We start from the raw sequence: 26,979 nt of genomic DNA on the forward strand, positions 1-26,979 counted from the left end.
ACCGGTCGCTTGCGCGAGGACCGTCGCCGCCTACGCAACGCCGGGCTAGGGGCAACGTTCCCTCGAGATGAGGCCGCCCGTTTAGGAGTGCGCCGGGGCGATTTGCCGACAGGTCGTCAAAACAAACGCCGCCTTGCTGCATTGCCAGTCGCTGCCGAGCGCCGCGCTCGAGACGGGCCGCGGGGCGGCAACGATCGTCAGCGCAACGACCACGCAGGCCAGCGAAGTCGCGATGACGAACCTGCCTGCCCGGGGTGAGAAGCGCTGCCGTAGCCAGGGACTGAGGTCAGCGGAGCGACGGAGCTGGGCGTGACGCAAAACCTGGTCGAGATCCTGGAATTGAATGCCGCTGTCTTGCTGCATGGCTCTGATCCGGAAAATATTCAGGTGAAAGAGAATGCGGCGATGCTGGGCGCGATTTGTTGCACGTTCGCTTCGCGGCGCCGAAATGATGTTTCGTTCACGCGGAGGTGAATGCCGGTCCAGGCCAGGCTTGCTGTCAGCGATCGCCGCTGTCAAACCATGTCCAACCGTGTCCCCCAACGGACCCCGGAAGTGGTGCGGTGCCTTTTCAGGCAAACAGCCGCATGCCGCTGATGGCTACCACCACCCTGAAAGGCGGCGCGTGGAACGACCTTCTCAAGCGAAGCTGAACATGCTTGCGCTGAGCTGTCCGGGCGCGATGCCGATCAGCCAGGCGGCATTGCCGGCCCCGTCGGTGATGATCGTGGTGTTGATGCCGGGCGAATAGAACTCGGCTGCCTGAACATCGGCAAACGAATGGAGCGACGTAGCTGCGAAACTCAGGAGGTCATTCACACCGCCCTTGTTGAAGTCCTCGATCACCAAGGCCCCCGAAGAGGCATCGCTGATCAGGAATGTATCCCTGCCACCGCCGCCCCACGCGTAATCGACCCCTCCATCGCCGCTGATGAGATCGTTACCGGAGCCCATCAGAAACACGTCGACACCGCTGCCGCCGGTGACTGTGTCGCCTCCGTTGGAGCCGTACACGTAGTTCTGGCCCGAACCGCCGTAAATGACATTGCCGTCGCTCTCGCCCGACGAGATGAAGATGTTCAGTCCGGAACCGCCGAACATGGTATCGACGCCAGCGCCGCCGTAAAAATAGTTCGTGCCGACGCCGCCATAGAGCAGGTCGCTCCCGGCTTCGCCGAACATCACGTTGACATCGGACGCCGACGCTCCCCCCGAACCGAACAGCGCATCGTTGCCGTCGCCGCCGTACAGGTAGTTGAAGCCGGTGCCGCCATAAAGTGCGTCATTTCCGCTGCCGCCAAGCAGGACATCAGTGCCGTCGCCGCCGAACAGGAAGTCGTCGCCGCCGTAGGCATAGATGTAGTCGTTGCCGCCGTAAGCGTAGATGGCATCGGCCGCGTTGCTTCCCAGCAGAACATCATTCGCCGTCGAGCCGTTGGTGACGACGGTGCCGGCTGGTACATCCGGTTGGCCGGAGGCCGGTCCATAGAGTGCCTGAATGCCGTCGATGTCCGATTGCGTCAGGTTGGTCACGCCGGCGCTGGCGTAGGTGTTCATGATGGCCGGGCCGCCGTCGTAATGAGCGAGGCCCAGCGCATGGCCGATTTCGTGGGTCGCGACGGCCTCGAAACTTACTCCTCCCGAAAGCTCCAAGCCGCTGGACGTAGACGTGTAAGTCTCGGCCTGATCAAAGCTGATCGTGACATCGGGCAGAAAGTCGCCGTTGGAGTAGTAGTACGAGGTCTCTGCCAGGATCCCGTAAGGGCCGTCAAAAGTGCCGAGCCCGAAACGGATGTCGGCGCTGGCAGAATCCGCCACCTCGACGAACGTCACATCGGCCACGGCGGACCATCGCTTCAACGCATCGATGATTTCCCGCTCATATTCACCGGGCTGGAAAAACGCCGAGTATGTCTCGGGCTGCCCCGAGAAATTGGCCGTGGCAAAACTCCACGTGATGGTCTTCGAGGACCAGACGGGTCCTTCCAGGTTGTAGTCGGCCATGGAGCTTGCTGCCTGTTGCGTCTCACCGGGAAGCCAGTATCGCGATACTTCGCTTCCGAAGCTTTATCTCGTCCGATTTGTGGTGCCGAAAAGGTAAATAAAGTTCTGTGAGATCCCCCGTCCCGGGGCTGGCCATAAGCTCCGCGAAGCAGGACGATCCGGTTCCCGCACTGCGATCCGCCCCGACGCCATGGGCGCCGCGCCGGCACCATCGTCTACCTTTGGTAGTGCCGCGAGCGTGCTATACTCTGTGACCGGGATCTGCGGAGGACGCCATGACGACGTACGTCGGAACACTGAGCGACGACAACCACACTGCAACTGCAGGTGAGGACGTATTTTACGGGCTAGACGGCAACGATACCCTGGTTGCGACGATGACCGGTAGCGTCATCTATGGCGGCAATGGCAACGATAGTCTCAGTTCGAGCATCTCTCACGAGGATTCAGCCATCATCTACGGCGGCGAAGGCAATGACGCTCTGTCAGCCTTCGATTCGACCTTGTCAGGAGACGGTGGCGACGATTCCATCCAGGGCCAAGGCAGTTTCCTCTATGGCGGCGAAGGCAATGATACGATCACCACGGGCTGGGACGGGTTTTTCCGTCTGGGGAACGCCTATGGTGGCCTCGGTAACGACGTCATCACTGGACCGGGGTCTGCGATCGACGGCGGCGCCGGCGATGACACGATCTATGGCGGCACCATCGGCTTGGGTAACACCCTGACTGTGCTCCAGGGCGGCGATGGAAACGACAGCATTATCATCAATAGCTCCGGATCAGTCACCGACCGGCTGATGGCCTACGGAGGCCAGGGCAACGACAGCATCTACGGTGGCCAAGGCGCGGACATCCTCATTGGCGATCAAGGTGTCGACCTGCTCGAAGGCAACGCGGGCGATGATTACCTGTACATGCCCTCCGGCGGAGGCACGGCCTATGGAGGCGACGGCAACGATGTCGCTGTTGGCTCTGGCGCCAATGACGTGCTGATTGGCGATGCCGGCGACGATACCGCCTACGGATACGGCGGCAACGACTACATCTATGGCGGCGATGGCAACGACGTGATGTTTGGCGGCGACGGCACCGATGTGCTGTTGGGCGGCGCAGGCAACGACTATTTCGATGGCGGCACCGGCGTGAATTACTATTTCGGCGGCGGCGGCAACAACACCTTTGTCTCCAACGATGTGCCGAGCGTCCAGGTGATTCAGGATTTCAATGCCGCCACCGATACGGTGCAACTGAACGGCACCGGCTTCACGTCATTCGCCGACGTTCTATCGCACTCGTATCAGAACGGCGCTTACCTCGTGGTCCAGATCGATACCGACACCGCGGTTTGGCTGAACGGCGCAACCACGGGCACGGTCACGGCGGGGAATTTCTCGATCGTGAGTTAGATTCCAACCCCGGCGGCGACGCCTTCGGCCTGATGTGCATTCACTATGACCAGCCGGCCGGCGCGCCGCCTCCGCGCGAGCGCTACCGTAGTTCGGGCCGTATTTCAGGCGGCGGCTCTCCTGGCAGAGCCTGTAGGGCGGCAAGCTGGCATATTGTCGCGCGATGACGAGGGGGACGTAACGGGCCAACCTTGCAACCAGACTATTGACCTGCCCATATGGGACATCAACTGGTGGGCGATTTAATTGCAACTCAGGCCCGGGCGCGCCGTCGTTGCGCGCGTCGATTTTTTTGAAGGAGATTTCAGTGACCACCTACGTTGGAACGCTCGGCGATGACAGCCATTTCGGCACCGAAGACGTTATGTATGGGCTCGACGGCAACGACACGCTAACGGCCGACCTCACTCCCGCCTACCAAATCTCAGTCCTCGAGGGTGGGCAGGGAAACGACGTACTCGATGGCTTGCTCGCGATCGCCTACGGTGGTGAGGGCAATGATGTGGTTCAGGGGGTCGTGGTCTACGGCGGTGCAGGCAACGACACTATTACCGCTTCGGAGGGGCCCCCGAATACGTCCGGGATAAGTGCGGCCGCGTACGGTGGCGATGGTGACGACGCTATCATTGGCTGGAACGGGCTAAATACGACCGCACCGGTGCGGCTTTACGGCGGCAGTGGAAATGACACCATGACGATGGTGAGTGCACTGGGCTCGCCGACGTCGGGCCACGTGCTGCTCGGAGAGGATGGCAACGATTTTCTGGTGATGGTCGACCCTTCGAGCGCGACGCTTCTCTTTCCGGCGGCAGCGCTTTACGGTGGACTGGGCAACGACACGCTTTATGGAGCTTCCGGCGATGACACTCTCGTCGGTGACCAAGGCATCGACGTCCTCGCCGGTGCGCGCGGCAACGACTATCTCTACATGGCGTCAGGCGGCGGATCGGGCTACGGCGGCGATGGAAATGACGTCGGGGTCGGCTCGCTTGTCAACGATGTCTTCGTCATGGAAGCGGGCGACGATGTCGCCTACGGCTACGGCGGCAACGACTACATCTATGGCGGCGATGGCAACGACGTGATGTTTGGCGGCGACGGCACCGACGTGCTGCTGGGCGGCACAGGCAACGACTATTTCGATGGCGGCACCGGCGTGAATTACTATTTCGGCGGCGGCGGCAACAACACTTTCGTCTCCAACGACGTGCCGAGCGTCCAGGTGATTCAGGATTTCAATGCGGCCACCGATACGGTGCAGCTGAACGGCTCTGGCTTCAGTTCCTTCGCCGATGTGCTCTCGCATTCTTACCAGAACGGCGCCTACTTCGTCGTCCAGGTCGACAGCGACACGTCGGTGTGGCTGAACGGCGCCACCTCGAACACCGTTAGCGCGTCCAATTTCAACATTGTGTCTTAGCTGCTGCGGTCCGTTGGATGCACGATGGAGCCCGCGAGTCGCCGCGGAAGGCCGATCCGGCGGAATAGGAAAAGAAGCTCGCTTGTATCAAGCGAGCGGGCTCAATCAAAAGTACCGGAATTCCGTAGCGATTTCAACGGGTATGGCGGAGAGGGAGGGATTCGAACCCTCGATACAGCTTGAGACCGTATGACGCTTTAGCAAAGCGTTGCCTTCAGCCACTCGGCCACCTCTCCGGTGGCGCCGATATGCCCGAGTGGACGCTGAGCCGCAAGCGGCAGATTCAGATTGCGACAAGGTGATTTAGTGGCACCTCGGTCTCCGGCGGCCCGCGGGCGGGCGCCGAGCCTTTAATATCGTGCGCCAGCTAGCCGGCGTCGGCTCGGATTCTGGAAAGAAATATAAGTTGTAACAATGGCTTAGGCTGAAGATGGGGTGAGGCCGGAAGCGCGCCGCCGCTAGGCTGTTGAAATCCAGCCGCGGCGGCTCATTCCACGCCGGTGCCGCGGTGCAGGTCGGCCTCGATCTGCAATCGGGTGCCGCCGCCGAACCGGGCGCGATAGACCTGCAGGTTCTCCATGATCCGCTGGACGTAGTTCCGCGTCTCCGAGAACGGAATCAGCTCGACCCAGTCGACCGCGTCGACCTTGGGGTCGCGCGGATCGCCGTAGCGCTCGATCCACTTCTTCACGCTGCCGCGGCCCGCATTGTAGGCGGCGAAGGTTAGGATGTAGGAGCCGCGATAGTCCTCGAGCAGGCCGCCGAGCTCGGCGGCGCCAAGCATCGCGTTGTAGACCGGGTCGGTCTTCATCCGGTTGAGGTCGAAGCCGATGCCGGCGCGCTTGGCGACGTAACGTCCGGCGTCCGGCGTCACCTGCATCAGGCCGTAGGCCTGGGCCGGCGACACCACGGCCGGATTGAACGCGCTCTCCTGCCGCGCGATCGCGTAGACCACGCTCTGCTCGACCTCGGGTCCAACCTGACGGAACGACGGGATGCCGTTGACCGGATAGGCGTAGTGATCGAACGGCAGTCCCCGGTTGAGCGCGGCCTTGCCCATCAGCAGCATGCCGCGGGCATCGCCATGGCGCGCGGTCAGCTCGCCGAGGCCGGCAAGCGCTTCCGGATCGCCGTTGTCACCCATGTCGCCGAAGATCGGGATCGCGAGCTCGCGGGCGTCGATTCCGTAGAGCAGCGCGACCGCACGCACGATCTCGAGCCGGTCGGCGCCCCGGCCGCGCGGCGCGCTGTTCAGCTCGATCTGCGGCAGGCCGAGTTTTGCGCGCGCAAGCTGGCCGTAATAGCTGGTGGATTGCTCGGCCGCGCGTGCGTAGGCGGCGCGCGCCTCCTGGCTGCGGCCGGCGGCTTCCGCAGCGCGGCCCTGCCAATAGCCGGCGCGTGCCAGCGCCGTCGGGTTGGCACTGCCGACGCCGATCCGCGCGAAATGCTGCGAAGCGAGGCCGGGATCGTTGAGGAAGCGCAGCGCGATCCACCCCGCGGTGAATTCCTGCTCGGTCTTGTAGATGTCGCGCGCCGGCAACGCCGCGTCGCGCGCGATCAGATAGGCGGTGCGAAACTCGTTGACGTCGATCATCTTGCGCGCCAGCAGGCGGCGCTCGACCCACCATTCGTCGACGTTGTAGAGGCGCGCGGCGTCCTTCGGCGCGCTCAGCATCAGCTGCGCGGCCTCGGAGAACTTCTCCTCGCGGCGGAGCAACTGGATTTTGGCGAACAGATAGCCGGTGTCGCCAGACAATTCGCGCGGCACCTCTTCGAGCAGCGCGCGCAGGTTCGAGCCCTTGCGGTTGGCTGCGATCCGCGCTTTCGCCAGCGCCAGATAGCCGGAGCCGAGGCGCTTGGCCGCGCGGATGCCGGCGGCCTCGTTGTCGGTGCCGTAGAGCATGGTGTCCATGCGCGCCTTGTGATCGCCGGCGGTCAGGAACGAGCCGAACATGTCGAGCGCGGCGGATTCGGTGTCCTCGCTCATCGGATCGTTGCGCCAGGCCTCGCGCACCAGGCGCTCGGCATTGCCACGGTCGCCGCGCCCGAGCATCACCTTGGCGAGCGCAAGCCGGCCCTTGGCCGAGACCGGCGATTCATTCTGGAACCAGCCCCAGACCGTGGAGTCGTCGCGATGGTCGTCCCATAGCGAGGCCTCGAGGCGGCGGCGCAGGAAGGTCTGCGACGGCCAGCTCGGATTGGCGTCGATGAAGGCGCGGTAGCGTTCGACCGAGGCGCCATTGTCCTCGCTGCGCAGGATCAGCCATTCGGCGAGCTTGCGTGCGACCGGATCGGAGATCGAGGCCTCGGCCTCGGTGGCATCCGACGGCTTGCGCTTGCGCAACAGCTCGACGACGCTGGCGAGCGCTTCCTTATCCGACTGCGACGTCGACGATGTCGCGGCGATCGCCGCAGGCAGCACCGGCTTGCGCGCGATCGGCGCGGCGTGCTGGCGGGTCGCCGGAACCAGCGCGGGGGCGGGCACCGACCTGGTCGAGACCGTTCCCGTTGCCGCAGGCGAAGTGTGCTTCGATGTCGTGGTCGCAGTGCTCTTGGCTTCGGTGGACTTCGGAGCCGTCGTCTTGTGCGCCTCGGTCTTGGGAGGAGCCGCCTTGGCGCCGTCCGTCTTGGCCGTACCGGATTTGGACGCGGTCGTCTTGGCGGCGTCGGTCTTGGCGGTGTCGGTCTTGGCGGTGTCGGTCTTGGCAGCGCTGTGTTTGGTTTCGCCGCTCTTGGCTTCGCTGTTCTTGGTCGTGGCCGGCGTGGAAGCCGCCGGCTTCGAAGTCGAGGTGTTGGAGGCGGCGCTCTTCGGTGCTGCTGTCTTAGGCGCTGCTGTCTTAGGCGCTGTAGTCTTAGGCGCTGTAGTCTTGGGCGCCGCAGGCTTCGCAGCACTGGATTTGGACGTCGTGTCCTGGGCAGCCGGCTTGGCCGCGGGCGCGTCCTCGGCGGCCCATGCACTGGCCGTGATGGCGGCAAGGCCGACGACGAGCGCCAGGCTCGTCGCCAGCGCCGTCGATCGCAATGTGCCTGCACGGACGGAACGGATCACAGAAGTCCTCTGCGGCCCCGAATCATCGGATCGTTTGGGGCCATGGGTTCTTATTTGATTGAAAACGTAGACAAAATACTAAGAAGCCTGCCGGTGCGGCTGTTTGCACCAGCACAACGGCGAAATCGCGGCTGGAACCGGCTGGGAATAGGTACGGTGCGGCCCTTTCACCTGTCGGCCAGACCCGATATGAATTGCCTTTCATGGCGTTTCGCGACAACCGGGTGCCGGTTGAACGGACGTGAAGCACGACAACAACAAGGGTCCTCGACCTAGCCTTTAGCCTGAAGCGTTTGGAGGAAGTCCATGGCAGCCAAGACAAAATTCCGGGGATCATTCACTGCCTTGGTGACGCCCTTCAAAAACGGCGCAGTCGACGAGGCGGCGTTCCGCGGTCTCGTGAACTGGCAGATCGCCGAGGGCACCCACGGCCTGGTGCCGGTCGGCACCACCGGCGAGAGCCCGACGCTGAGCCATGACGAGCACAAGCGGGTGGTCGAGTGGTGCATCGCGGAGGCCAAGGGGAGGGTGCCCGTGATCGCCGGCGCCGGCTCGAACTCGACCAAGGAGGCGATCGAGCTCGCCGAGCATGCCGAGAAGGCCGGCGCCAACGCCGTGCTGGTGGTGACGCCGTACTACAACAAGCCGACCCAGGAAGGCTTGTATCAGCACTTCAAGGCGATCAACGATGCGATCGGCATTCCGATCATCATCTACAACATCCCGCCGCGCTCGGTGATCGACATGTCGGTCGACACCATGAAGCGGCTGTTCGAGCTCAAGAACATCGCCGGCGTCAAGGACGCGACCGCCAGCATGGTGCGGGTCTCGCAGCAGCGCGCCGCGATGGGCGAGGACTTCAACCAGCTGTCCGGCGAGGATGCCACCATCATCGGCTACATGGCGCATGGCGGCCATGGCTGCATCTCGGTGACCTCAAACGTCGCGCCGCGGCTGTGCGCGGACTTCCAGACCGCCTGGCAGAAGGGCGATGTCACCGCGGCGCTCAAGATCCACGACAAGCTGATGCCGCTGCACACCAATCTCTTCATCGAGAGCAATCCGGCGCCGGTGAAGTATGCGATGTCGCTGCTCGGCAAGCTCGACGAGAAGCTGCGCCTGCCGATGGTGCCGGTCACCGAATCCACCCGCCAGGCGGTCCGCAGCGCCATGGTGCATGCCGGCCTGATCAACTGAGCCGGGTATTGCCGTGCGCAATGTCGAGCAGAAGGGGCTGGGGATGCTGAAGGAATTCCGCGAGTTCGCCATGAAGGGCAATGTCGTCGACCTCGCCGTCGGCGTCATCATCGGCGCGGCCTTCGGCGCGATCGTCACCTCGCTGGTCGGCGACATCATCATGCCAATCATCGGCGCGATCACCGGCGGCCTCGACTTCTCCAATTATTTCACCGGACTTTCCAAGGCCGTTACCGCAACCAATCTGGCCGACGCCAAGAAGCAGGGCGCGGTGCTGGCCTGGGGCAACTTCCTGACGTTGACGCTCAACTTCCTAATCGTCGCCTTCGTGCTGTTCCTGGTCATTCGCGCCATGAACCAGTTCAAGCGCAAGGAAGAGGTCAAGCCCGCCGAGCCGCCGAAGCCGTCCGACGAGGTCGTGCTGCTGACGGAAATCCGCGACCTTCTCAAGAAGAGCTAACGTGGCCGAGAAGAACGAACGCCCGATCAAGGTTGTCGCCGAGAACCGAAAGGCCCGCTTCAACTACGCCATCGAGGACACCATCGAGGCCGGCATTTCGCTGACCGGCACCGAGGTGAAGTCAATCCGCAGCGGCAAGAGCACAATCGCGGAATCCTATGCCGATTCCAAGGACGGCGAGATCTGGCTGATCAATGCCAATATCCCGGAATATCTGCAGGCCAACCGCTTCAACCACGAGCCGAAGCGGCCGCGAAAGCTGCTACTGCACCGCAAGCAGATCAACAAGCTGCTCGGCGCGGTCGACCGCGAGGGCATGACGCTCATTCCGCTCAAGCTGTACTTCAACGAGCGCGGCCGTGCCAAACTGCTGCTCGCGGTCGCCAAGGGCAAGAAGCTGCACGACAAGCGCGAGAGCGCGAAAAAGCGCGACTGGAGCCGCGAGAAGGGCCGCCTGATGCGGGCGCGGGGATAGCATTCAAATCGTCATTGCGAGGAGCGAAGCGACGAAGCAATCCACCCATCCAGTACGCCTCGCTATGGATTACTTCGCCTCGCTCGCAATGACGACCCTGGGAGAAGTGGGCCGATGAGCCAGAGCAGCCTGACCGACGTCGACTGGAGCAAGATCCCGGCACCGACCGACGATGGCGGTGCCGCGCACCTTGTCGGCATGACGATTCCGCCGGTGACCCTGCGGGCCACCAACGACACGTCGGTGACGTTGTCGGCGCTTAAGGGCCGCACTGTGGTGTTCGCCTATCCGCGGACCGGCGAGCCCGGCAAGATCGGGCTGGTCGATGATTGGGACATGATCCCGGGCGCCCGCGGCTGCACGCCGCAGACCTGCGCGTTCCGTGACCTGTTCGCCGAGCTCAAGGCGGCTGGCGCCGCGCAGGTGTTCGGGCTGTCGACGCAAGGCAATGCCTATCAGGTCGAGATGGCTTCGCGCCTGCATCTGCCGTTCCCGGTGCTGTCGGACGAAGCACTGGAACTGACGCACGCGCTGCGATTGCCGACGATGTCGGTCGCGGGCCTGACCCTGATCAAGCGGCTCGCGCTGATCATTGACGATGCGCGCGTCACGCAGGTGTTCTATCCGGTGTTTCCGCCCGACCGGAACGCCCGCGACGTGCTGGAATGGCTGAAGGCCAATCCGCGGAAGGACTAGAGCAATATGAAGTCATGGCGGCGTCGGGAGGGGGCGCTGCCAAATACCGAGGAACAACCCCATGCAAAGGAGCCGACGCGGCCGGCGTTCGACCGGCCAACTTGACATGCCGGGCAACTCAGGGATATTCTTCTATTATTCCGAAACAGTGCGGGATGTCCCGCGACATTTGCGGGCTTCGGATAGCGTTTCGCAAAGCGAATACCGAAAGCGCGCTAGCCGAGCTCCTTGCGCACGGTCGCGAACACCTTGCGGAACATGTCGGTCGTCAGCACGCCGGTGTTCGTGTTGTAGCGCGAGCAGTGATAGCTATCGTAGAGCTTGAATTTGCCCGCGCTGTGCACGGCACCGTGCACAAAGGGCGCTGCGGCCAGGCGAATATCCAGCGCCCGCAATGTTGATATGTGCGCGATTCGGCCGAGCAGCACGATCGCGCGCAGCTTCGGCATCGTCGCGATGGTGGCGCGGAGGAATTGCCGGCAGGTGTTGATCTCGGCCGGCAGCGGCTTGTTCTGCGGCGGCACGCAGCGAACCGCGTTGCTGATCCGCGCGTCGACCAGCTTCATGCCATCGTCCGGGCGCGCTTGATAGACGCCGCTGGCGAAGCCGTATTCGAGCAAGGTCGCATAGAGCAGGTCACCGGCGTAATCGCCGGTGAAGGGACGGCCGGTGCGGTTGGCGCCCTGCATGCCGGGCGCCAGGCCAACGATCAGCAGCCGGGCGTTCGGATCGCCGAACGAATCCACCGGCGAGTTGAACCAGTCCGGATGGAGTGCACGAGCCTCTGCGCGGAAGTCGGCCAGCCTGACACAGAGCTGACAATTGCTGTCGGGACGCGTCGCCGCAGTGACGAGATTACTCGTCGAAATCGTCATCGGCGCCCCGCGGGGCCATGGTGGTCGCGCGCTGCAGGAATTGCGGGGAGTGGTGACGCGGTTCGCGGGGTTCGCGCGGGGCCGGACGTTCGGACGGATCGCGGCCAAGCTTGGATTGCAGCTCGACGAGATCGGTGAAGACGTCGGCCTGGCGGCGCAGCTCGTCGGCGATCATCGGCGGCTGGCTGGCGATGGTGGAGATGACGGTGACACGAACACCGCGGCGTTGCACCGCCTCGACCAGCGAGCGGAAGTCGCCATCGCCGGAAAACAGGATCATCTGATCGATATGTTCGGCGAGTTCCATGGCATCGACCGCGAGCTCGATGTCCATGTTGCCCTTCACCTTGCGGCGGCCGCTGGCGTCGATGAATTCCTTGGTCGCCTTGGTGACGACGGTGTAGCCGTTGTAGTCGAGCCAGTCGATCAGCGGACGGATCGAGGAGTACTCCTGATCCTCGATGATCGCGGTGTAGTAGAACGCACGAAGCAGCGTGCCGCGACTCTGGAATTCCTTGAGAAGGCGCTTGTAGTCGATGTCGAAGCCCAGCGTCTTTGCGGTGGCGTAAAGATTGGCCCCGTCGATGAAGAGCGCGATCTTGTTCGAAACAGGTGACGACATCAAAGTGTTCTCGCGTGGTTGTTAGTGTTCTTAGCGCGGCGGTGATCAACCGCGCGCAATTCCCGGCGCTGCTGCCTAAAGTTCTGTGAATCTTTCCCCACGACAGTCACCACCGCAATTATGGTGAGGCGAGGGCAAAAAGCCTAGACCTTTGACATTGCAATCGAGAGATTTACTTGTCCGGGACAGCAACTTGGCCATGTCGTCAGACGCTCCGGCCCTTCTGGCCCCGGCAGATCGGGTTATCAGAGCCTGTTGGGAAGGCAAATCACAAATTTTACCTTGCGAAACCGGGACTAGCCCTATAACTAACCCTCATAACCTACATGTTCGGTCCCTTTTACCACGGAGCGCCTCGAGATGGCTCGCGTCACCGTCGAAGATTGCATTGATAAGGTCGACAATCGTTTCGACCTCGTCCTGTTGGCTGCGCATCGCGCCCGGATGATCTCGTCGGGGTCGCAACTCACGGTTGATCGCGACAACGACAAGAACCCGGTCGTTTCGTTGCGGGAGATTGCCGATTCGACGATTTCGCCGGAAGACCTGAAGGAGGAACTTGTGCACTCCTTGCAGAAGTTCGTCGAGGTCGACGAGCCCGAGCCGGACACCGTGCCGCTGATCGGCTCCGCCGGTGCGAGCGTCGACGCCGACGACACCGAGGTCGCGGTCGAGCGGATGACCGAGGAAGAGCTCCTAAAGGGCCTCGAGGGCCTGGCGCCCCCGGAAGAGCAGCCCGAGGAAGACGAGTAAGCGCGTCGTTCAGCTGTTCGCTTGGAATGGATTTGAAAAAGGCCCGGACATTGCTCCGGGCCTTTGCTTTTGTTGACAATTTCGCTGTTACGGTGCGTCCTATGCGGGCGCGGGAATTTGAATGGCTCCAGGGCCCGCGCGGGGTGCAGCTTCATTCAAAAGCGCACTAGATTGAGCAAGATGGGACATCCGGTCCCGCGCGAGAGGCAGCGAGTTCATGGCGTATCGACGCCGCAGTTCCATCCAGATGCAGGCTGCAACCGAAACGGTCGCGGTGGCGCCGGCGTCGTCCGCGGCGGAGCGGCCGGCCAGGCCGCGGGCGCGGATGATGCGACAATATGACCTCGTCGAGCGCGTCCGGTCCTACAACCCCGATACCAACGAAGACCTGCTCAACCGCGCCTATGTCTACGCCATGAAGGCGCACGGCACCCAGATGCGGGCCTCCGGCGATCCCTATTTCTCGCATCCGCTCGAAGTCGCCGCGATCCTCACCAACCTCAAGCTCGACGACGCCACGATCGTGGCGGCGCTGCTGCACGACACGATCGAGGACACCGAAGCGACGCGGGCCGAGATCGACCACGTGTTCGGCCACGAGATCGGCGCACTGGTCGAAGGCCTCACCAAGTTGAAGCGGCTGGAACTGGTCTCGCGCGAGGCCAAGCAGGCCGAGAATCTGCGCAAGCTGCTGCTGGCGATCGCCGACGACGTCCGCGTGCTGCTGATCAAGCTCGCCGACCGCCTGCACAACATGCGGACCATGGAGTTCATGCCGCCGGCCTCGCGCCGCCGCATCGCCGATGAGACGCTGGATATCTATGCGCCGCTGGCCGGCCGCATGGGTATGCAGGAGATGCGCGAGGAACTCGAGGACCTGTCGTTCTTCGTGCTCGACCCCGAGGCCTACGCGGTGGTCCAGCAGCGGCTCGATTCACTGGCCGAGCGCAACCGCAATCTGATCGGCGAGATCGAAACCCAGCTGTCCAAGAACCTGCAGAAGAACGGTATCACCGCGCGGGTGTTCGGCCGCCGCAAGCAGCCGTTTTCGATCTGGACCAAGATGGAGCGCAAGTCGGTCGGGTTCGAGCAGCTGTCGGATATCTACGGTTTCCGCATCATCCTGGATGATGTCGGCGCCTGCTACCGCGCGCTCGGCATCGTCCACACGACCTGGCCGGTCGTGCCGGGCCGCTTCAAGGACTACATCTCGACCCCGAAGCAGAACGATTACCGGTCGATTCACACCACCGTGATCGGGCCGGGCAAGCAGCGCGTCGAATTGCAGATCCGCACCGAGGAGATGAACCAGATCGCCGAGTTCGGCATCGCCGCGCACGCCTTCTACAAGGAGGGGGCGGGCTCGCCGCATGAGCGGCTGAAGCACGAGTCCAACGCCTTCGCCTGGCTGCGCCACACCATCGGCATCCTCTCGGAGAGCTCCAATCCGGAAGAATTCCTCGAGCACACCAAGCTCGAGCTGTTCCACGACCAGGTGTTCTGCTTCACCCCGAAGGGCAAGCTGATCGCGCTGCCGCGCAACGCCAATGTGATCGATTTCGCCTATGCGGTGCACACGGCTGTCGGCAACAGCGCGGTCGGCTGCAAGATCAACGGCAAGTTCGCGCCGCTGTCATCAGAGCTGCAAAACGGCGACGAGGTCGAGGTCTTGACCTCGAAGGCGCAGTCGGCGCCGCCGTCGGCCTGGGAGGCGCTCGCCCGCACCGGCAAGGCGCGCGCCGCGATCCGCCGCGCCACCCGCGATGCCGTGCGCGACCAGTATGCCGGGCTCGGCCGCCGCATCGTCGACCGCCTGTTTGCCCGCGCCAAGATCGAATATGCCGACGACAAGCTGAAGGGCGCGCTGCCACGGCTCGCGCGCAGCTCGATCGAGGAGGTGATGGCGTCGGTCGGCCGCGGCGAGATCAAGGCCTCCGACGTCGCGCGCGCGATGTATCCCGACTACAAGGAAGAGCGGCTGGTGCGCTACGGCGCCAGGAAGGGGCTCGCCGCCAAGCTGAAGACGCAGAACCCGCCGCATCCGGCGCGCGCCACCTCGGTGATCCCGGTGCGCGGCATCAATTCCGACCTGCCGGTGAAGTTCGCGCCGAACGGCGGCGCGGTGCCAGGTGATCGGATCGTCGGCATCGTCACGCCGGGCGAGGGGATCACGATCTATCCGATCCAGTCGCCGGCGCTGAAGGATTTCGAGGAAGAGCCGGAGCGCTGGCTCGACGTGCGCTGGGACATCGACGAGACCATGCCGCAGCGCTTCCCGGCGCGCATCCTGGTCCACAATGTCAACGAGCCCGGCAGCCTTGCCCAGATCGCGACTGTGATCGCCGAGCACGACGGCAATATCGACAACATCCACATGTCGCGCCAGTCGCCCGATTTCACCGAGCTGACCATCGATCTTGAGGTCTATGACCTCAAGCATCTCAGCGCTATCATCGCCCAGCTGCGCGCCAAGGCCGTCGTCGCACGGGTCGAGCGGGTCAATGGATAGACGCGCTACACTGCCGACCCTCATGGTGAGGAGGCGCGCGAGCGCCGTCTCGAACCATGCGGCCCGGTCAGTGGCCTCATCCTTCGAGACGCCGCTGCGCGGCTCCTCAGGATGAGGGGACCGTTCCACCGTCATCAGAAAGTAATATGATGTCCGCTCCTCCGCTCCGTCTTGGTATCAATGTCGATCACGTCGCGACCTTGCGCAACGCACGGGGTGGGGCGCGGCCCGATCCGGTGCGGCTGGCGCTTGCCGCGATCGCGGCCGGAGCCGACGGCATCACCGCGCATCTGCGCGAGGACCGCCGCCATATCCGCGACGAGGACATGGCGCGGCTCAAGGCCGAGATCTCCAAGCCGCTGAATTTCGAGATGGCGGCGACCGACGACATGCTGCGGATTTCGCTGGCCACCAAGCCGCACGCGGTTTGCCTGGTGCCGGAACGGCGCCAGGAGCTCACCACCGAAGGCGGCCTCGACGTGGTCGGCCAGCACAATGCGCTGGCGCCGTTCATCGCGCGGCTCAATGATGCCGGCATCCGGGTATCGCTGTTCATTGCCGCCGATCCCAGGCAGATCGAGATGGCCGCGAAGCTGAAGGCGCCGGTCATCGAGCTCCACACCGGCGGCTGGTGCGATGCGGTGGTCGACGGCCACAAGGACAAGGCGGAGGCCGAGTGGACCCGGATCGTGGCCGGCGCCAGGCTCGCGCAGGCGGCCGGGCTCGAGGTCCATGCCGGGCACGGGCTCGACTACGAGACCGCGGAGACGATCTCCGCGCTGCCCGAAATCCGCGAGCTGAACATCGGCTATTTCGTGATGGGCGAGGCGCTATTCGTCGGCATCGCCGAGACGGTGCGCGAGATGCGCGCGGCGATGGACCGCGGCCGCGCCAAGGCGCAGGGTGCGATCAGCGCATGATCATCGGCATCGGCTCCGACCTGATCGACATCACCCGGGTCGCGAAGGTGATCGAGCGCCATGGCGAGCGCTTCCTCGACCGCATCTTCACCGACGCCGAGCGCGCCAAGGCGATGCGCCGTGCCAATAACGAGAAGATGGTGGTCGCAACCTACGCCAAGCGCTTCGCCGCCAAGGAGGCCTGCTCCAAGGCGCTCGGCACCGGTATCCGGCGCGGGGTGTGGTGGAAGGACATGGGCGTGGTGAACCTGCCGGGCGGGCGGCCGTCGATGCGGCTGACCGGCGGGGCATTGGCCCGGCTCCAGGAACTGACGCCCGAGGGCATGCAGGCGCAGATCGACCTTTCGATCACGGACGATTGGCCGCTGGCGCAGGCCTTCGTCATAATTTCGGCGGTTGCTCCGGCCAGATGAGCCGACGGCGCCGGAATTTGCCGGAAAACTCAGCAAACCCTGAAATCATTGATATTTCAATGAATTGCGAAGTTTTGAGGCGGCGATTGATTGCGCCCTTGCGAACAACCGTCTAAAACGCCGCAAGGTATATCGAGCGAGACGCGGATTCCGGGTTCAGGCCGGAATTTGCCCTCAAGATCAGAATCAAGGCCATTTTCCTCACGCGAGGGCCGAGCGCTTCGCGCGAAGAGAACGTTCTGCCACCGCGTGGACATCAAGGCCACGGGAATTGGGAAAGCAATGAGCGTGACCACCGGGACCAAATCTGAAAGCGGCTTGGGCGAAACCATCCGCGTCGTCATCCATGCCCTTTTGATCGCGCTCGTCATCCGCACCTTCCTGTTCCAGCCCTTCAACATCCCCTCGGGGTCGATGAAGGCGACGCTGCTGGTCGGCGACTATCTGTTCGTCTCGAAATATTCCTACGGCTATAGCCACTATTCGATTCCGTTCTCGCCGAACATCTTCTCCGGCCGCATCTTCGGCGCGGAGCCGAACCGCGGCGACATCGTGGTGTTCCGACTGCCGCGCGATGACTCCACCGACTACATCAAGCGCGTCATCGGCCTGCCGGGCGACCGCATCGAGGTCAAGAGCGGGCTGCTCTACATCAACGACGAGGCTGTCAAGCGGGAGCGGCTGAGCGATTTCGTCGGCGAGGATCCCTGCGGCTCGGCCGATGCCACCGCCCGCGTCAAGCGCTGGAAGGAGACGCTGCCGAACGGCGTCAGCTACGAGACGCTCGACTGCCAAGACAACAGCTATATGGACAACACCATCGTCTACACCGTTCCGCCCGGGCATTTCTTCATGATGGGCGACAACCGCGACAATTCCACCGACAGCCGCTTCCTGTCGCAGGTCGGCTACGTGCCGTTCGAGAACATCATCGGGCGGGCCCAGATGATCTTCTTCTCGATCGCCGAGGGTGAGCAGGCCTGGATGATCTGGCGCTGGCCGTTCGCGGTGCGGTGGAATCGCCTATTCTCCATCGTGCGATGAACGACGATACCGCAGCCATCAACGATCAAGCGCCGCCCGGCGAGCCGAGCCAGACGCCTGCCGTCGACAGCACAGCCGCGCCGAAGAAGCGGCGCAGCAAGGCGGTCAAGACCGCCGAGGCGAAGGCCGCGATCGCGGGCACCGAGGCGCGCATCGGCTACACCTTCACGGATCCCGCGCTGCTGACCACCGCATTCACCCACGTCTCGGCGCTGAAGCCCGCCACCCGCAACCGCGCCGACAGCTACCAGCGGCTGGAATTCCTCGGCGACCACGTGCTCGGCCTGATCGTCTCCGACATGCTGTTCCGGGCGTTCCCGAAGGCCGACGAGGGTGAATTGTCGAAGCGGCTCGCCGACCTCGTGCGCAAGGAGAGCTGCGCCGACGTCGCCAAGGCGCTCGGGCTGCTCGAGGACATCAAGCTCGGCATGGTGAAGGCGGTCGAGGGCGCGCGGCTGCGCAAGTCGGTGCTCGGTGATATCTGCGAAGCGGTGATCGGGGCGATCTTCCTCGACGGCGGCTACGAGGCCGCGCGCCAGTTCGTCGAGCGCAACTGGACCGAACGGATGCACAAGTTGCGCCGGCCGCTGCGCGACCCCAAGACCGTGTTGCAGGAATGGGCGCAGGGCAAGGGATTGCCGACGCCGGTCTATCGCGAGGTCGAACGCACCGGCCCGCACCATGATCCACAATTCCGCGTCGCGGTCGACTTGCCGGGCCTGGCTTCCGCCGAGGGCCTTGGCGGCAACAAGCGCGCCGCCGAGAAGGCAGCGGCATCCGCGATGATCGAGCGCGAAGGCGTCGGCACCAATGACTGACGAAGCCAAAGAACAGGCGGAGGCACAGGGGGAGGCTACGCGCTGCGGCTTCGTCGCGCTGATCGGTGCGCCCAATGTCGGCAAGTCGACGCTGGTCAACGCGCTGGTGGGCTCCAAGGTCACCATCGTCTCGCGCAAGGTGCAGACCACCCGCGCGCTGATCCGCGGCATCGTGATCGAGGGCAACGCGCAGATCATCCTGGTCGACACGCCCGGCATCTTCGCGCCGCGCCGCCGGCTCGACCGCGCCATGGTGTCGACCGCCTGGAGCGGCGCCCACGACGCCGACCTCGTTTGCGTGCTGCTCGACGCCAAGTCAGGCATCGACGAGGAGGCCAACGCGATCCTGGCCAAGCTCGAGAGCGTCGCGCATCCGAAGCTCCTGGTGCTGAACAAGGTCGATCTCGTGCAGCGCGAGAAGCTCCTGGCGCTGGCGCAGGCCGCCAACGAGCGGATGCGCTTCGAGCACACGTTCATGATCTCGGCGCTGTCGGGCGACGGCGTCGACGATCTGCGCCGGACGCTGGCCAAGATGGTGCCCGCCGGGCCGTTCCTCTATCCCGAGGACCAGATGTCGGATGCGCCGATGCGGCATCTGGCGGCCGAGATCACCCGCGAGAAGATCTACAGCCATCTGCATCAGGAACTGCCGTACCAGTCGACGGTCGAGACCGACAGCTGGACCGACCGCAAGGACAAGTCGATCCGCATCGAGCAGACGATCTTCGTCGAGCGCGAAAGCCAGCGCAAGATCGTGCTCGGCAAGGGCGGCGCCACCATCAAGTCGATCGGCGCCCAGGCCCGCGCCGAGATCGCCGAGATCATGGGCGTGCCGGTGCATCTGTTCCTGTTCGTCAAGGTGCGCGAGAACTGGGGCGACGATCCCGATCGCTACAAGGAAATGGGACTGGACTTCCCCAAGGAATAGAGCCGGCGTTTGTTAATGGACGTGCCCCAAGCGATGACCGTGCCCAGGAACGTGCTGTGGTTTGAAGTGCTGCTCTACCTGTCGCTGACGCTCGATGCGTTGTCGGTGGCATTCCAGGACCGCACGCCGAGCGTCGAGAAGACCGAGCAGATGATCACGGGTGAGACCCTGACTGCCGGCTGCATGATCCTGCTCCTGATGTATTTCGTCCGGCTCGCCGCGCGACACCGCAAGAACTGGCCGCGCTGGGCGCTGGCCGCGATGCTGGTGCTGTCGGCGATGTCGCTGGTGCAGGTGATCGGCGCCAAGGGCCTGGAGATCGACAGCGCGATCGAGATCGTGTCCTGCATCCTGACCGCGGCCGGGCTGTATTACTCCTTCACCGGCGACGCGCAGGGCTGGTTCAACGCATAGGGGTTCCGCTGTCATTCCGGGGCGGTCCGCAGGACCGAACCCGGAATCTCGAGATTCTCGGTGCGCAATTGCGCACCTGAGGGTTCGATGCTTCGCATCCCCCCGGAATGACGTGTCGAGATCGCTGCGTCCACCCTCGGAATCCTGATAGACTTCCGACCATGGAATGGACCGACGAAGGCATCGTGCTGGGCGTGCGGCGGCATGGCGAATCCTCCGCCATCGTCGAGCTGTTGACGCGCGAGCACGGCCGCCATCTTGGCCTCGTGCGCGGCGGCGCCGGGTCGCGGATGCGGCCGCTGCTGCAGCCGGGCAACAGCGTCACCGCGGTGTGGCGCGCGCGGCTCGACGAGCATCTCGGCATGTACGTGCTGGAGGGCACGCGGCTACGGGCGGCGACGCTGCTGGCCTCGTCGCACGCGGTCTATGGCGTCACGCACCTGGCGGCGCTGGTCCGGCTGCTGCCGGAGCGCGATCCGCACGAAGACATCTACGAGATGCTGCAGGGGACGCTCGACGATTTCGACGACGCCGGCGTGGCCGCGGTGCATGTGATCCGGTTCGAGCTCGCGATGCTGACCGAACTCGGCTTCGGGCTCGACCTGGAAAACTGCGCCGCGACCGGCGAGACCACCGACCTGATCTACGTGTCGCCGAAATCCGGCGGCGCGGTGTCGCGCAGCGCCGGCGAGCCGTGGCGCGACCGGCTGCTGCCGTTGCCGGCGTTCCTGCGCGAGGGCGAGGGCGGCGCCAACAGCTGGTCGGGCCAGGACCTGCGCGACGGCTTTCAGATCACCGGCCTGTTCCTGCTCCGCCACGTGCTGGAGCCGCGCGGGCAGGGCCATTCCGATGCCCGCGACGGATTTATCAACGCTGTTACCGGGCGGCGGAGCCGAACGGCGGTTCCGTAAGACCGATTCGGGCCCTAAATTGCCGCTGATTCGCGGCTTGCCCGATTCACCGCCAAGGTTTAACGCCTCCCCATGGGAAAACGTCAGATACCGCCGGAAGAGCCGGCCGAAATTCACGAGGTGCCGCTGCGTGACGCGCTCGAGGAGCGCTATCTCGCCTATGCGCTCTCGACCATCATGCATCGTGCGCTGCCGGACGCCCGCGACGGGCTGAAGCCGGTGCACCGGCGCATCCTCTACGGCATGGACCTGCTCGGGCTCGACCCGCGCGCCGCCTTCAAGAAGTCCGCCAAGATCGTCGGCGACGTGATGGGCTCGTTCCATCCGCATGGCGACCAGGCGATCTATGACGCCATGGTGCGCCTGGCGCAGGATTTTTCCTCGCGCTACCCGCTGGTCGACGGCCAGGGCAATTTCGGCAACATCGACGGCGATAATCCGGCCGCCTACCGCTACACCGAAGCGCGCATGACCGAGGTCGCGCGGCTGCTGCTCGACGGCATCGACGAGGACGGCGTCGAATTCCGCCTCAATTACGACGGCCAGTCGAAAGAGCCGGTGGTGCTGCCCGGCGGCTTCCCGAACCTGCTGGCCAACGGCGCGCAGGGCATTGCGGTCGGCATGGCGACCTCGATCCCGCCGCACAACGCCGCCGAGCTCTGCGACGCCGCGCTGCATCTGATCGAGAAGCCCGACGCCAAGTCGAAGGCGCTTTTGAAATGGGTCAAGGGTCCGGACTTCCCGACCGGCGGCATCGTCATCGATTCCAAGGAATCGATCATCGAGGCCTACACCACCGGCCGCGGCTCGTTCCGCACCCGCTCGCGCTGGATTCAGGAGGAGGGCGCGCGCGGCACCTGGGTGGTCGTGGTTACCGAGATTCCGTGGCTGGTGCAGAAGTCGCGGATCGTCGAGAAGATCGCCGAGCTGATCAACGAGAAGAAGCTGCCGCTGGTGGCCGACGTCCGCGACGAGTCGGCCGAGGATGTCCGTCTCGTCATCGAGCCGAAATCGCGCACCGTCGATCCGGCGCTGATGATGGAGTCGCTGTTCCGGTTGACCGAGCTGGAAAGCAAGATCTCGCTGAACCTGAACGTGCTGATCAAGGGCCGCATCCCGAAGGTGGTCGGCCTGGCCGAGTGCCTGCGCGAATGGCTCGACCATCTGCGCGACGTGCTGGTCCGCCGCTCCAACTTCCGCAAGGGCCAGATCGAGCACCGGCTCGAAATCCTGGGCGGCCATCTCGTCGCCTATCTGAACCTCGACAAGGTGATCAAGATCATCCGCACCGAGGACGAACCGAAGCCGGTCCTGATCAAGACCTTCAAGCTGTCGGAGATCCAGGCGGAAGCCATCCTCAACATGCGGCTGCGCAATTTGCGCCGCCTGGAAGAGATGGAGATCCGCACCGAGGACAAGGATCTGCGCAAGGAGCTGAAGGGGATCGAGGGGCTGCTCGGCTCCGAGGCCGAGCAATGGGCCAAGGTCGGCGATCAGGTGCGCAAGGTCCGCGACATCTTCGGACCGAAGACGCCGCTCGGCAAGCGCCGCACCACCTTCGCGGATGCGCCCGAGCATGACCTCGCCGCGATCGAGGAAGCCCTCGTCGAGCGCGAGCCGTGCACCGTCGTGATCTCCGAGAAGGGCTGGGTGCGGACGCTGAAGGGCCATGTCGAGGACCTCTCGGGGCTCGCCTTCAAGACCGACGACAAGCTCGAGCACGCGTTCTTCGCCGAGACCACCTCGAAGCTGCTGCTGTTCGCCACCAACGGCAAGTTCTACTCGCTCGACGTGGCAAAACTGCCGGGCGGCCGCGGCCATGGCGAGCCGATCCGCATGTTCATTGACCTCGAGCAGGACGCCGCGATCATCGCGCTGTTCGTCAACAAGGGCGAGCGCAAGTTCCTGATCGCGAGCAGCGAGGGCCAGGGCTTCATCGTCAAGGAAGAGGACTGCGTCGGCAACACCCGCAAGGGCAAGCAGGTGCTCAATGTCGAGATGCCGAACGAGGCCCGCGCGATCACGACCGTGAACGGCGACACCGTCGCGGTGATCGGCACCAACCACAAGATGGTGCTGTTCGGTCTCGACCAGGTGCCGGAGATGGCGCGCGGCCGCGGCGTGCGGTTGCAGAAATACACCAGCGCGTCGCTGTCCGACGTCGCGGTGTTCGACTCCAAGACCGGCCTGACCTGGAAGGATTCCGCCGGCCGCGAGCACAGCATGACCATGAAGGAACTGGCCGACTGGCGCGGCAACCGCGCCGACGCCGGCCGGCTCGCCCACGGCCTGCCGAAGTCGAACAAGTTCAATCGCGGCGTGGAGTAGCGGGATTTGTAGCCCGGATGGAGCGGAGCGAAATCCGGGGCCGCTGTCGCGTTGAGCAGTGATCCCGGATTGCGCTGCGCTCCATCCGGGCTACGAGACCCCGTGGTGTGATAGTATCCACATCTCGCCGCGCTATAACCGTCGTCGACGATTTCTTGCGACGGCTGCCATGGCACACAATCACGACCACGACCATGCCCACGATGGTCATTCCCACGGCGGGCACTCGCACGCCGGCCACAGCCACGCGCCCGCGAGCTTCGGCACGGCCTTTGCGATCGGTGCGTCGCTCAACACCGCCTTCGTCATCGCGGAGCTGATCTTCGGCTACTCCGCCAACTCGCTGGCGCTGGTCTCGGATGCCGTCCACAATTTCTCCGACGTCATTGCGCTGCTGCTGGCCTGGGCCGGGGCGTGGCTCGCCGGCCGGCGTCCGACCGACACCCACACCTATGGCTATCGCCGCGCCTCGATCCTGGCGGCGCTGTTCAATGCCGGGCTGCTCTTGATCGCGGTCGGCGGCATCGTGGTCGAGGCGATCAACCGCTTCCGCGAACCGGCGGAGGTCGCAAGCTGGACCGTGGTCTGGGTCGCGGCGCTCGGCATCCTGATCAATGGCGGCACCGCGCTGCTGTTCATGCGCGGTCGCGACAGCGACCTCAACGTCCGCGGCGCCTACCTGCACATGGTGGCGGATGCCGGCGTCTCGCTCGGCGTCGTGATCGCGGCGCTCTTGATCATGGCGACCGGCTGGCAATGGCTCGATCCGGCGATCAGCCTGGTCATCGCCGCGGTCGTGCTGCTGAGCGGCTGGGAGCTGGCGCGCGACAGCGTCAACCTCGCGCTCGACGCGGTGCCGAGGGGGATCGACCTCAAGCAGGTGAGGGATTATCTCGCCGCCCTCGAGGGCGTTACCGAGGTGCACGACCTGCACGTCTGGGCGATGAGCACCAGCGAGACCGCGCTGACCGCGCATCTGGTGCGGCCCGGTGGCCACGACGACGTCTTCCTGCATCACGTCTGCGCCGAGTTGTCGGCGCGGTTCAGCATTCACCACGCCACGTTGCAGGTCGAGAGCAGCAGCGAGACCTGCCGGCTGGCGCCGGCGGAAATGGTCTAGCGGCGGCGAGATTCGCTCGCGTTCAATTGATCGATCGAGCTGTCTCCGCGTCTTCCACGGCCGCCGGCGAGGCGGCACATTGCGGCCGCGCGTGAAGACAATCGGCGCGATCAGCGGAGGGCGATGTGAGGAAGGCAATCGGTCTTGCGATGTTGATCTGGGCCGTGGCGGCGACACATGCTGACGCCCAGCCGGCGAAATCAGGCGTCGAGCGGCTTTACATCCTCAACTGCGGTGAAGGCGTTGCCGGCGACATTTCGCGCTGGTCGCCCGGCGTGAACGAAGGCAAGTCGATGGATTTCGTAGACAATTGCTATTTGATCAAGCACACGCAGGGCTGGTTCCTGTGGGACACCGGCATTCCCGACGCGGTGGCAGCGATGCCGAACGGCCTTGCGCCCGCCGATCCCAAGGCGGTCACCTGGCGGCGGCCGAAGACGCTCGCCGCCCAGCTCGACCAGCTCGGCGTGAACCCGTCGGACATCAAGGCGATGGCCGTCTCGCACACCCATCCCGATCACATCGGCAATGTCGAGATGTTTCCGGCCGCGATGCTGTACGTCCAGAAGGCCGAGTATGAGTGGCCCGGCGCCAACAACGCCCCGCGTTTCAAGCCCGAGCATCCCGTCACCAAGCTCGACGGCGACCGCGACGTGTTCGGCGACGGCAGCGTCACCATCCTGTCGACGCCGGGCCACACGCCCGGCCACCAGTCGCTGCTGGTGAAGTTGCCGAACAGCGGCGCGGTCGTGCTGACCGGCGATGCCGTTCACTTCAGGGACAATTGGGACAATCGGCGGGTGCCGAGCCTGAATGCCAGCAAGGAGCAGACGCTGGCTTCGATGCAGAAGATCGCCGACACGCTGACGAAAGAGAAGGCGCAGCTCTGGATCAACCACGACAAGGCCCAGCGCGACGGGCTGAAGCTGTCGCCGGAGTTCTATGACTGAGCGGCCTGGTTACGGCCTGATCAGCTGTGCGGTGTGGACGGTGCGCTCACCGGCGCGGCGGGCGCGTGCTTCGGCTTCAGCGTGCCGGCGTAGAACGACAGGGCGTACACCAGGATGATGCCGGCCAGGTACACGCCATAGGATTGCGGCGGGGTGATCGCCCATTGCACGAGGCGTCGGATCGGATTGGGCTGGCCGGGGTCGTTGTCCATGCGCCCTTGTGCGCGAAGGGCGAGGCAAAGGAAAGCGGAATCGGCGGCTTTTTGCGACGCTGTTCCCTGCGAAATGGTGAGGCGAGGCGGCCTTGCAATGCCGCATGGGCGCCCGCATCTGTCACGTGACGACCAACCCTTCCTCCCGCATCGATTGCCCGGCATAATCCACTGATGGAACTGACGCCCCGTTTGCGCCTCATGAATTGGCTGGTCCGCCAGGGCCTCACCGGCCTGCCGGAAAACGACCTGCTGCGCGGCTTCTGCGAGCGCTGCCGGGCGGCCGGCATGCCGCTGTCGCGGGCGATCGTCTTCATCGATACCCTGCATCCGATCTTCGAGGGGCGCGGCTTCCGCTGGAACGACGGCGAGAGCAACGAGGCCGACATCTTCGAATACGGCTCGACCAGCACCGGCGAGGCCAACCAGACCTGGCGGCGGTCGGCGTTCCACCACATGCTCGAAAACGGCCATGAGGAGATGGTGATCGACCTCGCCGAGAGCCACGATTTCTCGATGATCGGTGAGCTCGCCGAGAAGGGCCACAAGCATTTCGCCGCCTTCGTGCACCGCTTCGGCGAGGCCGGCACGATCGGCGAGATGGACTGCTTCTACTCCTATTACACCACACGCCATTCGGACGGGTTCAGCGAGAACCACATGGCGGCGCTGCGCGATCTGGTGCCGGTGCTCGGGCTTGCGATCAAGTCGGCTGCTCAGGTCGAGATCGCCCGCACGCTCGGACGGGTCTATCTCGGACGCGAGACTGCGGAGCAGGTGCTGCGCGGGCGCATGCAGCGCGGCATCACCGAGAAGATCAAGGCCGTGCTGTGGTACTCCGACGTGCGCGGCTCGACTGCGATCAGCGAGCGCATCGGCCCCGACGAGATCATCCCGTTCCTCAACGACTATGCGCAGGCCTCGATCGACGCGATCCATGACGCCGGCGGCGAGGTGCTGAAGCTGATCGGCGACGGCGTGCTGGCGATGTTCACCAGCGAGAATCTGGCGAGCGCCAAGCGCGCGGCGTTGCGGGCCGAGCACAGGTTCCGCCACAACATCCGCGTGCTGAACGATCGCCGCGAGAACGAGGGCCGGCCGACAACGACCGCTTATGTCGGCCTCCATGTCGGCCAGGTGTTCTACGGCAATATCGGCAGCGAGGACCGGCTGGATTTCACCGTGGTCGGGCCCGCCGTCAACGAGGTCAGCCGGATCGCCTCGATGTGCGCCTCGGTCGACCGGGAATTGCTGACCTCGACCGATTTCCGCACCGGGCTCGACGCGACCGGCCGCAACTACCTGGTCTCCACCGGCCGCTTCGTGCTGCGCGGCATCAGCCACGCGCAGGATCTCTACACTCTGGATCCGGCGGTTGCCGCCGACGAGGTGGTCGGCGGCAAGTATGAGCGCTATCTCGCGAGCTAGGCTGTGTACGCATTCAGCGGCTGG

General features: G+C 64.4%; 25 protein-coding genes and 1 tRNA gene. 19 read left to right on the top strand and 7 right to left on the bottom strand.

The window, feature by feature from the left end; translation table 11 throughout:
- Positions 1–81 precede the first annotated feature (81 nt).
- A complete protein-coding gene (locus ACVIW0_RS16945) occupies positions 82–519 on the bottom strand; it encodes a hypothetical protein (RefSeq protein WP_461353347.1) in 438 nt (145 codons plus the stop codon).
- A 120-nt stretch (positions 520–639) separates the two neighbouring features.
- Positions 640–2,004: a matrixin family metalloprotease gene (locus tag ACVIW0_RS16950; RefSeq protein WP_461353348.1), complete on the bottom strand. Its 1,365-nt coding sequence runs from the start codon at positions 2,002–2,004 to the stop codon at positions 640–642.
- A 275-nt stretch (positions 2,005–2,279) separates the two neighbouring features.
- On the opposite strand from ACVIW0_RS16950, the gene ACVIW0_RS16955 reads away from it, so the two are divergent.
- Positions 2,280–3,413 carry a calcium-binding protein gene (locus tag ACVIW0_RS16955; RefSeq protein WP_461353349.1) on the top strand — a complete coding sequence of 378 codons (1,134 nt, stop codon included), beginning with the start codon at positions 2,280–2,282 and terminating at the stop codon, positions 3,411–3,413.
- Positions 3,414–3,720: 307 nt separating this feature from the next.
- Positions 3,721–4,833, top strand: coding sequence for a calcium-binding protein (locus ACVIW0_RS16960; protein WP_461353350.1), 1,113 nt, complete (start codon positions 3,721–3,723; stop codon positions 4,831–4,833).
- Positions 4,834–4,976: 143 nt separating this feature from the next.
- Here ACVIW0_RS16960 and ACVIW0_RS16965 read toward each other — a convergent pair.
- Both ACVIW0_RS16965 and ACVIW0_RS16970 read right to left on the bottom strand, forming a co-directional pair.
- Positions 4,977–5,069 (bottom strand) — tRNA-Ser (locus ACVIW0_RS16965).
- 251 nt (positions 5,070–5,320) lie between these two features.
- A complete protein-coding gene (locus tag ACVIW0_RS16970) occupies positions 5,321–7,882 on the bottom strand; it encodes a transglycosylase SLT domain-containing protein (protein ID WP_461353351.1) in 2,562 nt (853 codons plus the stop codon).
- A 306-nt stretch (positions 7,883–8,188) separates the two neighbouring features.
- Between ACVIW0_RS16970 and dapA the strand changes: the two genes are divergently transcribed.
- The 4 genes from dapA (at position 8,189) to ACVIW0_RS16990 (ending at position 10,710) form a co-directional block, all read left to right on the top strand.
- Positions 8,189–9,079, top strand: coding sequence for a 4-hydroxy-tetrahydrodipicolinate synthase (gene dapA / locus ACVIW0_RS16975; RefSeq protein ID WP_461353352.1), 891 nt, complete (start codon positions 8,189–8,191; stop codon positions 9,077–9,079).
- 43 nt (positions 9,080–9,122) lie between these two features.
- On the top strand, positions 9,123–9,539 hold the full coding sequence (gene mscL, locus ACVIW0_RS16980; protein ID WP_461357352.1) for a large conductance mechanosensitive channel protein MscL: 417 nt from the start codon (positions 9,123–9,125) through the stop codon (positions 9,537–9,539).
- 1 nt (position 9,540) lies between these two features.
- Entirely contained in the window at positions 9,541–10,014 is a 474-nt protein-coding gene (gene smpB / locus ACVIW0_RS16985) for an SsrA-binding protein SmpB (RefSeq protein WP_461353353.1), read from the top strand.
- A 114-nt stretch (positions 10,015–10,128) separates the two neighbouring features.
- Entirely contained in the window at positions 10,129–10,710 is a 582-nt protein-coding gene (locus ACVIW0_RS16990; protein ID WP_461353354.1) for a peroxiredoxin, read from the top strand.
- A gap of 215 nt (positions 10,711–10,925) precedes the next feature.
- On the opposite strand, the gene ACVIW0_RS16995 is transcribed toward ACVIW0_RS16990, so the two are convergent.
- Together ACVIW0_RS16995 and ACVIW0_RS17000 are read right to left on the bottom strand one after the other, a co-directional pair.
- Entirely contained in the window at positions 10,926–11,585 is a 660-nt protein-coding gene (locus ACVIW0_RS16995; protein ID WP_461353355.1) for a uracil-DNA glycosylase, read from the bottom strand.
- Positions 11,566–12,207, bottom strand: coding sequence for a LabA-like NYN domain-containing protein (locus ACVIW0_RS17000; RefSeq protein ID WP_050422617.1), 642 nt, complete (start codon positions 12,205–12,207; stop codon positions 11,566–11,568). The genes ACVIW0_RS16995 and ACVIW0_RS17000 overlap by 20 nt, the downstream gene beginning before the upstream one ends.
- A gap of 360 nt (positions 12,208–12,567) precedes the next feature.
- Between ACVIW0_RS17000 and rpoZ the strand changes: the two genes are divergently transcribed.
- From rpoZ to ACVIW0_RS17060, 12 genes are all read left to right on the top strand, one after another.
- Positions 12,568–12,960 carry a DNA-directed RNA polymerase subunit omega gene (gene rpoZ / locus ACVIW0_RS17005; protein WP_016844003.1) on the top strand — a complete coding sequence of 131 codons (393 nt, stop codon included), beginning with the start codon at positions 12,568–12,570 and terminating at the stop codon, positions 12,958–12,960.
- Between the two features lie 217 nt (positions 12,961–13,177).
- Positions 13,178–15,469, top strand: coding sequence for a RelA/SpoT family protein (locus tag ACVIW0_RS17010; protein WP_461353356.1), 2,292 nt, complete (start codon positions 13,178–13,180; stop codon positions 15,467–15,469).
- A 149-nt stretch (positions 15,470–15,618) separates the two neighbouring features.
- The gene (locus tag ACVIW0_RS17015; RefSeq protein ID WP_461353357.1) at positions 15,619–16,389 is read left to right on the top strand and encodes a pyridoxine 5'-phosphate synthase; all 771 of its coding nucleotides are present in this window, start codon (positions 15,619–15,621) and stop codon (positions 16,387–16,389) included.
- Positions 16,386–16,802 (top strand): holo-ACP synthase, encoded by a 417-nt coding sequence (acpS, locus tag ACVIW0_RS17020; RefSeq protein ID WP_021078359.1) that lies wholly within the window; start codon positions 16,386–16,388, stop codon positions 16,800–16,802. Before ACVIW0_RS17015 ends, acpS begins: the two co-directional genes overlap by 4 nt.
- Before the next feature lie 282 nt (positions 16,803–17,084).
- Positions 17,085–17,846: a signal peptidase I gene (gene lepB, locus ACVIW0_RS17025; protein ID WP_461353358.1), complete on the top strand. Its 762-nt coding sequence runs from the start codon at positions 17,085–17,087 to the stop codon at positions 17,844–17,846.
- The gene (gene rnc, locus ACVIW0_RS17030) at positions 17,843–18,664 is read left to right on the top strand and encodes a ribonuclease III (RefSeq protein WP_461353359.1); all 822 of its coding nucleotides are present in this window, start codon (positions 17,843–17,845) and stop codon (positions 18,662–18,664) included. The genes lepB and rnc overlap by 4 nt, the downstream gene beginning before the upstream one ends.
- Positions 18,657–19,592, top strand: a complete 936-nt coding sequence (gene era, locus ACVIW0_RS17035; protein WP_461353360.1) for a GTPase Era — start codon at positions 18,657–18,659, stop codon at positions 19,590–19,592. Before rnc ends, era begins: the two co-directional genes overlap by 8 nt.
- A 33-nt stretch (positions 19,593–19,625) precedes the next feature.
- Positions 19,626–20,006: a hypothetical protein gene (locus ACVIW0_RS17040; RefSeq protein ID WP_461357353.1), complete on the top strand. Its 381-nt coding sequence runs from the start codon at positions 19,626–19,628 to the stop codon at positions 20,004–20,006.
- A 161-nt stretch (positions 20,007–20,167) separates the two neighbouring features.
- Positions 20,168–20,917, top strand: coding sequence for a DNA repair protein RecO (recO, locus tag ACVIW0_RS17045; RefSeq protein ID WP_461353361.1), 750 nt, complete (start codon positions 20,168–20,170; stop codon positions 20,915–20,917).
- 72 nt (positions 20,918–20,989) lie between these two features.
- Complete coding sequence (gene parC, locus ACVIW0_RS17050; RefSeq protein WP_461353362.1) at positions 20,990–23,245, top strand: DNA topoisomerase IV subunit A; 2,256 nt, start codon at positions 20,990–20,992, stop codon at positions 23,243–23,245.
- A gap of 169 nt (positions 23,246–23,414) precedes the next feature.
- Positions 23,415–24,365 (top strand): cation diffusion facilitator family transporter, encoded by a 951-nt coding sequence (locus ACVIW0_RS17055; RefSeq protein WP_461353363.1) that lies wholly within the window; start codon positions 23,415–23,417, stop codon positions 24,363–24,365.
- 149 nt (positions 24,366–24,514) lie between these two features.
- Complete coding sequence (locus ACVIW0_RS17060) at positions 24,515–25,315, top strand: N-acyl homoserine lactonase family protein (protein WP_461357354.1); 801 nt, start codon at positions 24,515–24,517, stop codon at positions 25,313–25,315.
- A 20-nt stretch (positions 25,316–25,335) separates the two neighbouring features.
- Here ACVIW0_RS17060 and ACVIW0_RS17065 read toward each other — a convergent pair whose 3' ends face one another.
- Positions 25,336–25,527 carry a hypothetical protein gene (locus tag ACVIW0_RS17065; protein WP_461353364.1) on the bottom strand — a complete coding sequence of 64 codons (192 nt, stop codon included), beginning with the start codon at positions 25,525–25,527 and terminating at the stop codon, positions 25,336–25,338.
- A gap of 174 nt (positions 25,528–25,701) precedes the next feature.
- Here ACVIW0_RS17065 and ACVIW0_RS17070 point away from each other — a divergent pair, with 174 nt between their 5' ends.
- Entirely contained in the window at positions 25,702–26,955 is a 1,254-nt protein-coding gene (locus ACVIW0_RS17070; RefSeq protein ID WP_461353365.1) for an adenylate/guanylate cyclase domain-containing protein, read from the top strand.
- Positions 26,956–26,979: the final 24 nt, after the last annotated feature.

This window comes from Bradyrhizobium sp. USDA 4454 (assembly GCF_054822705.1).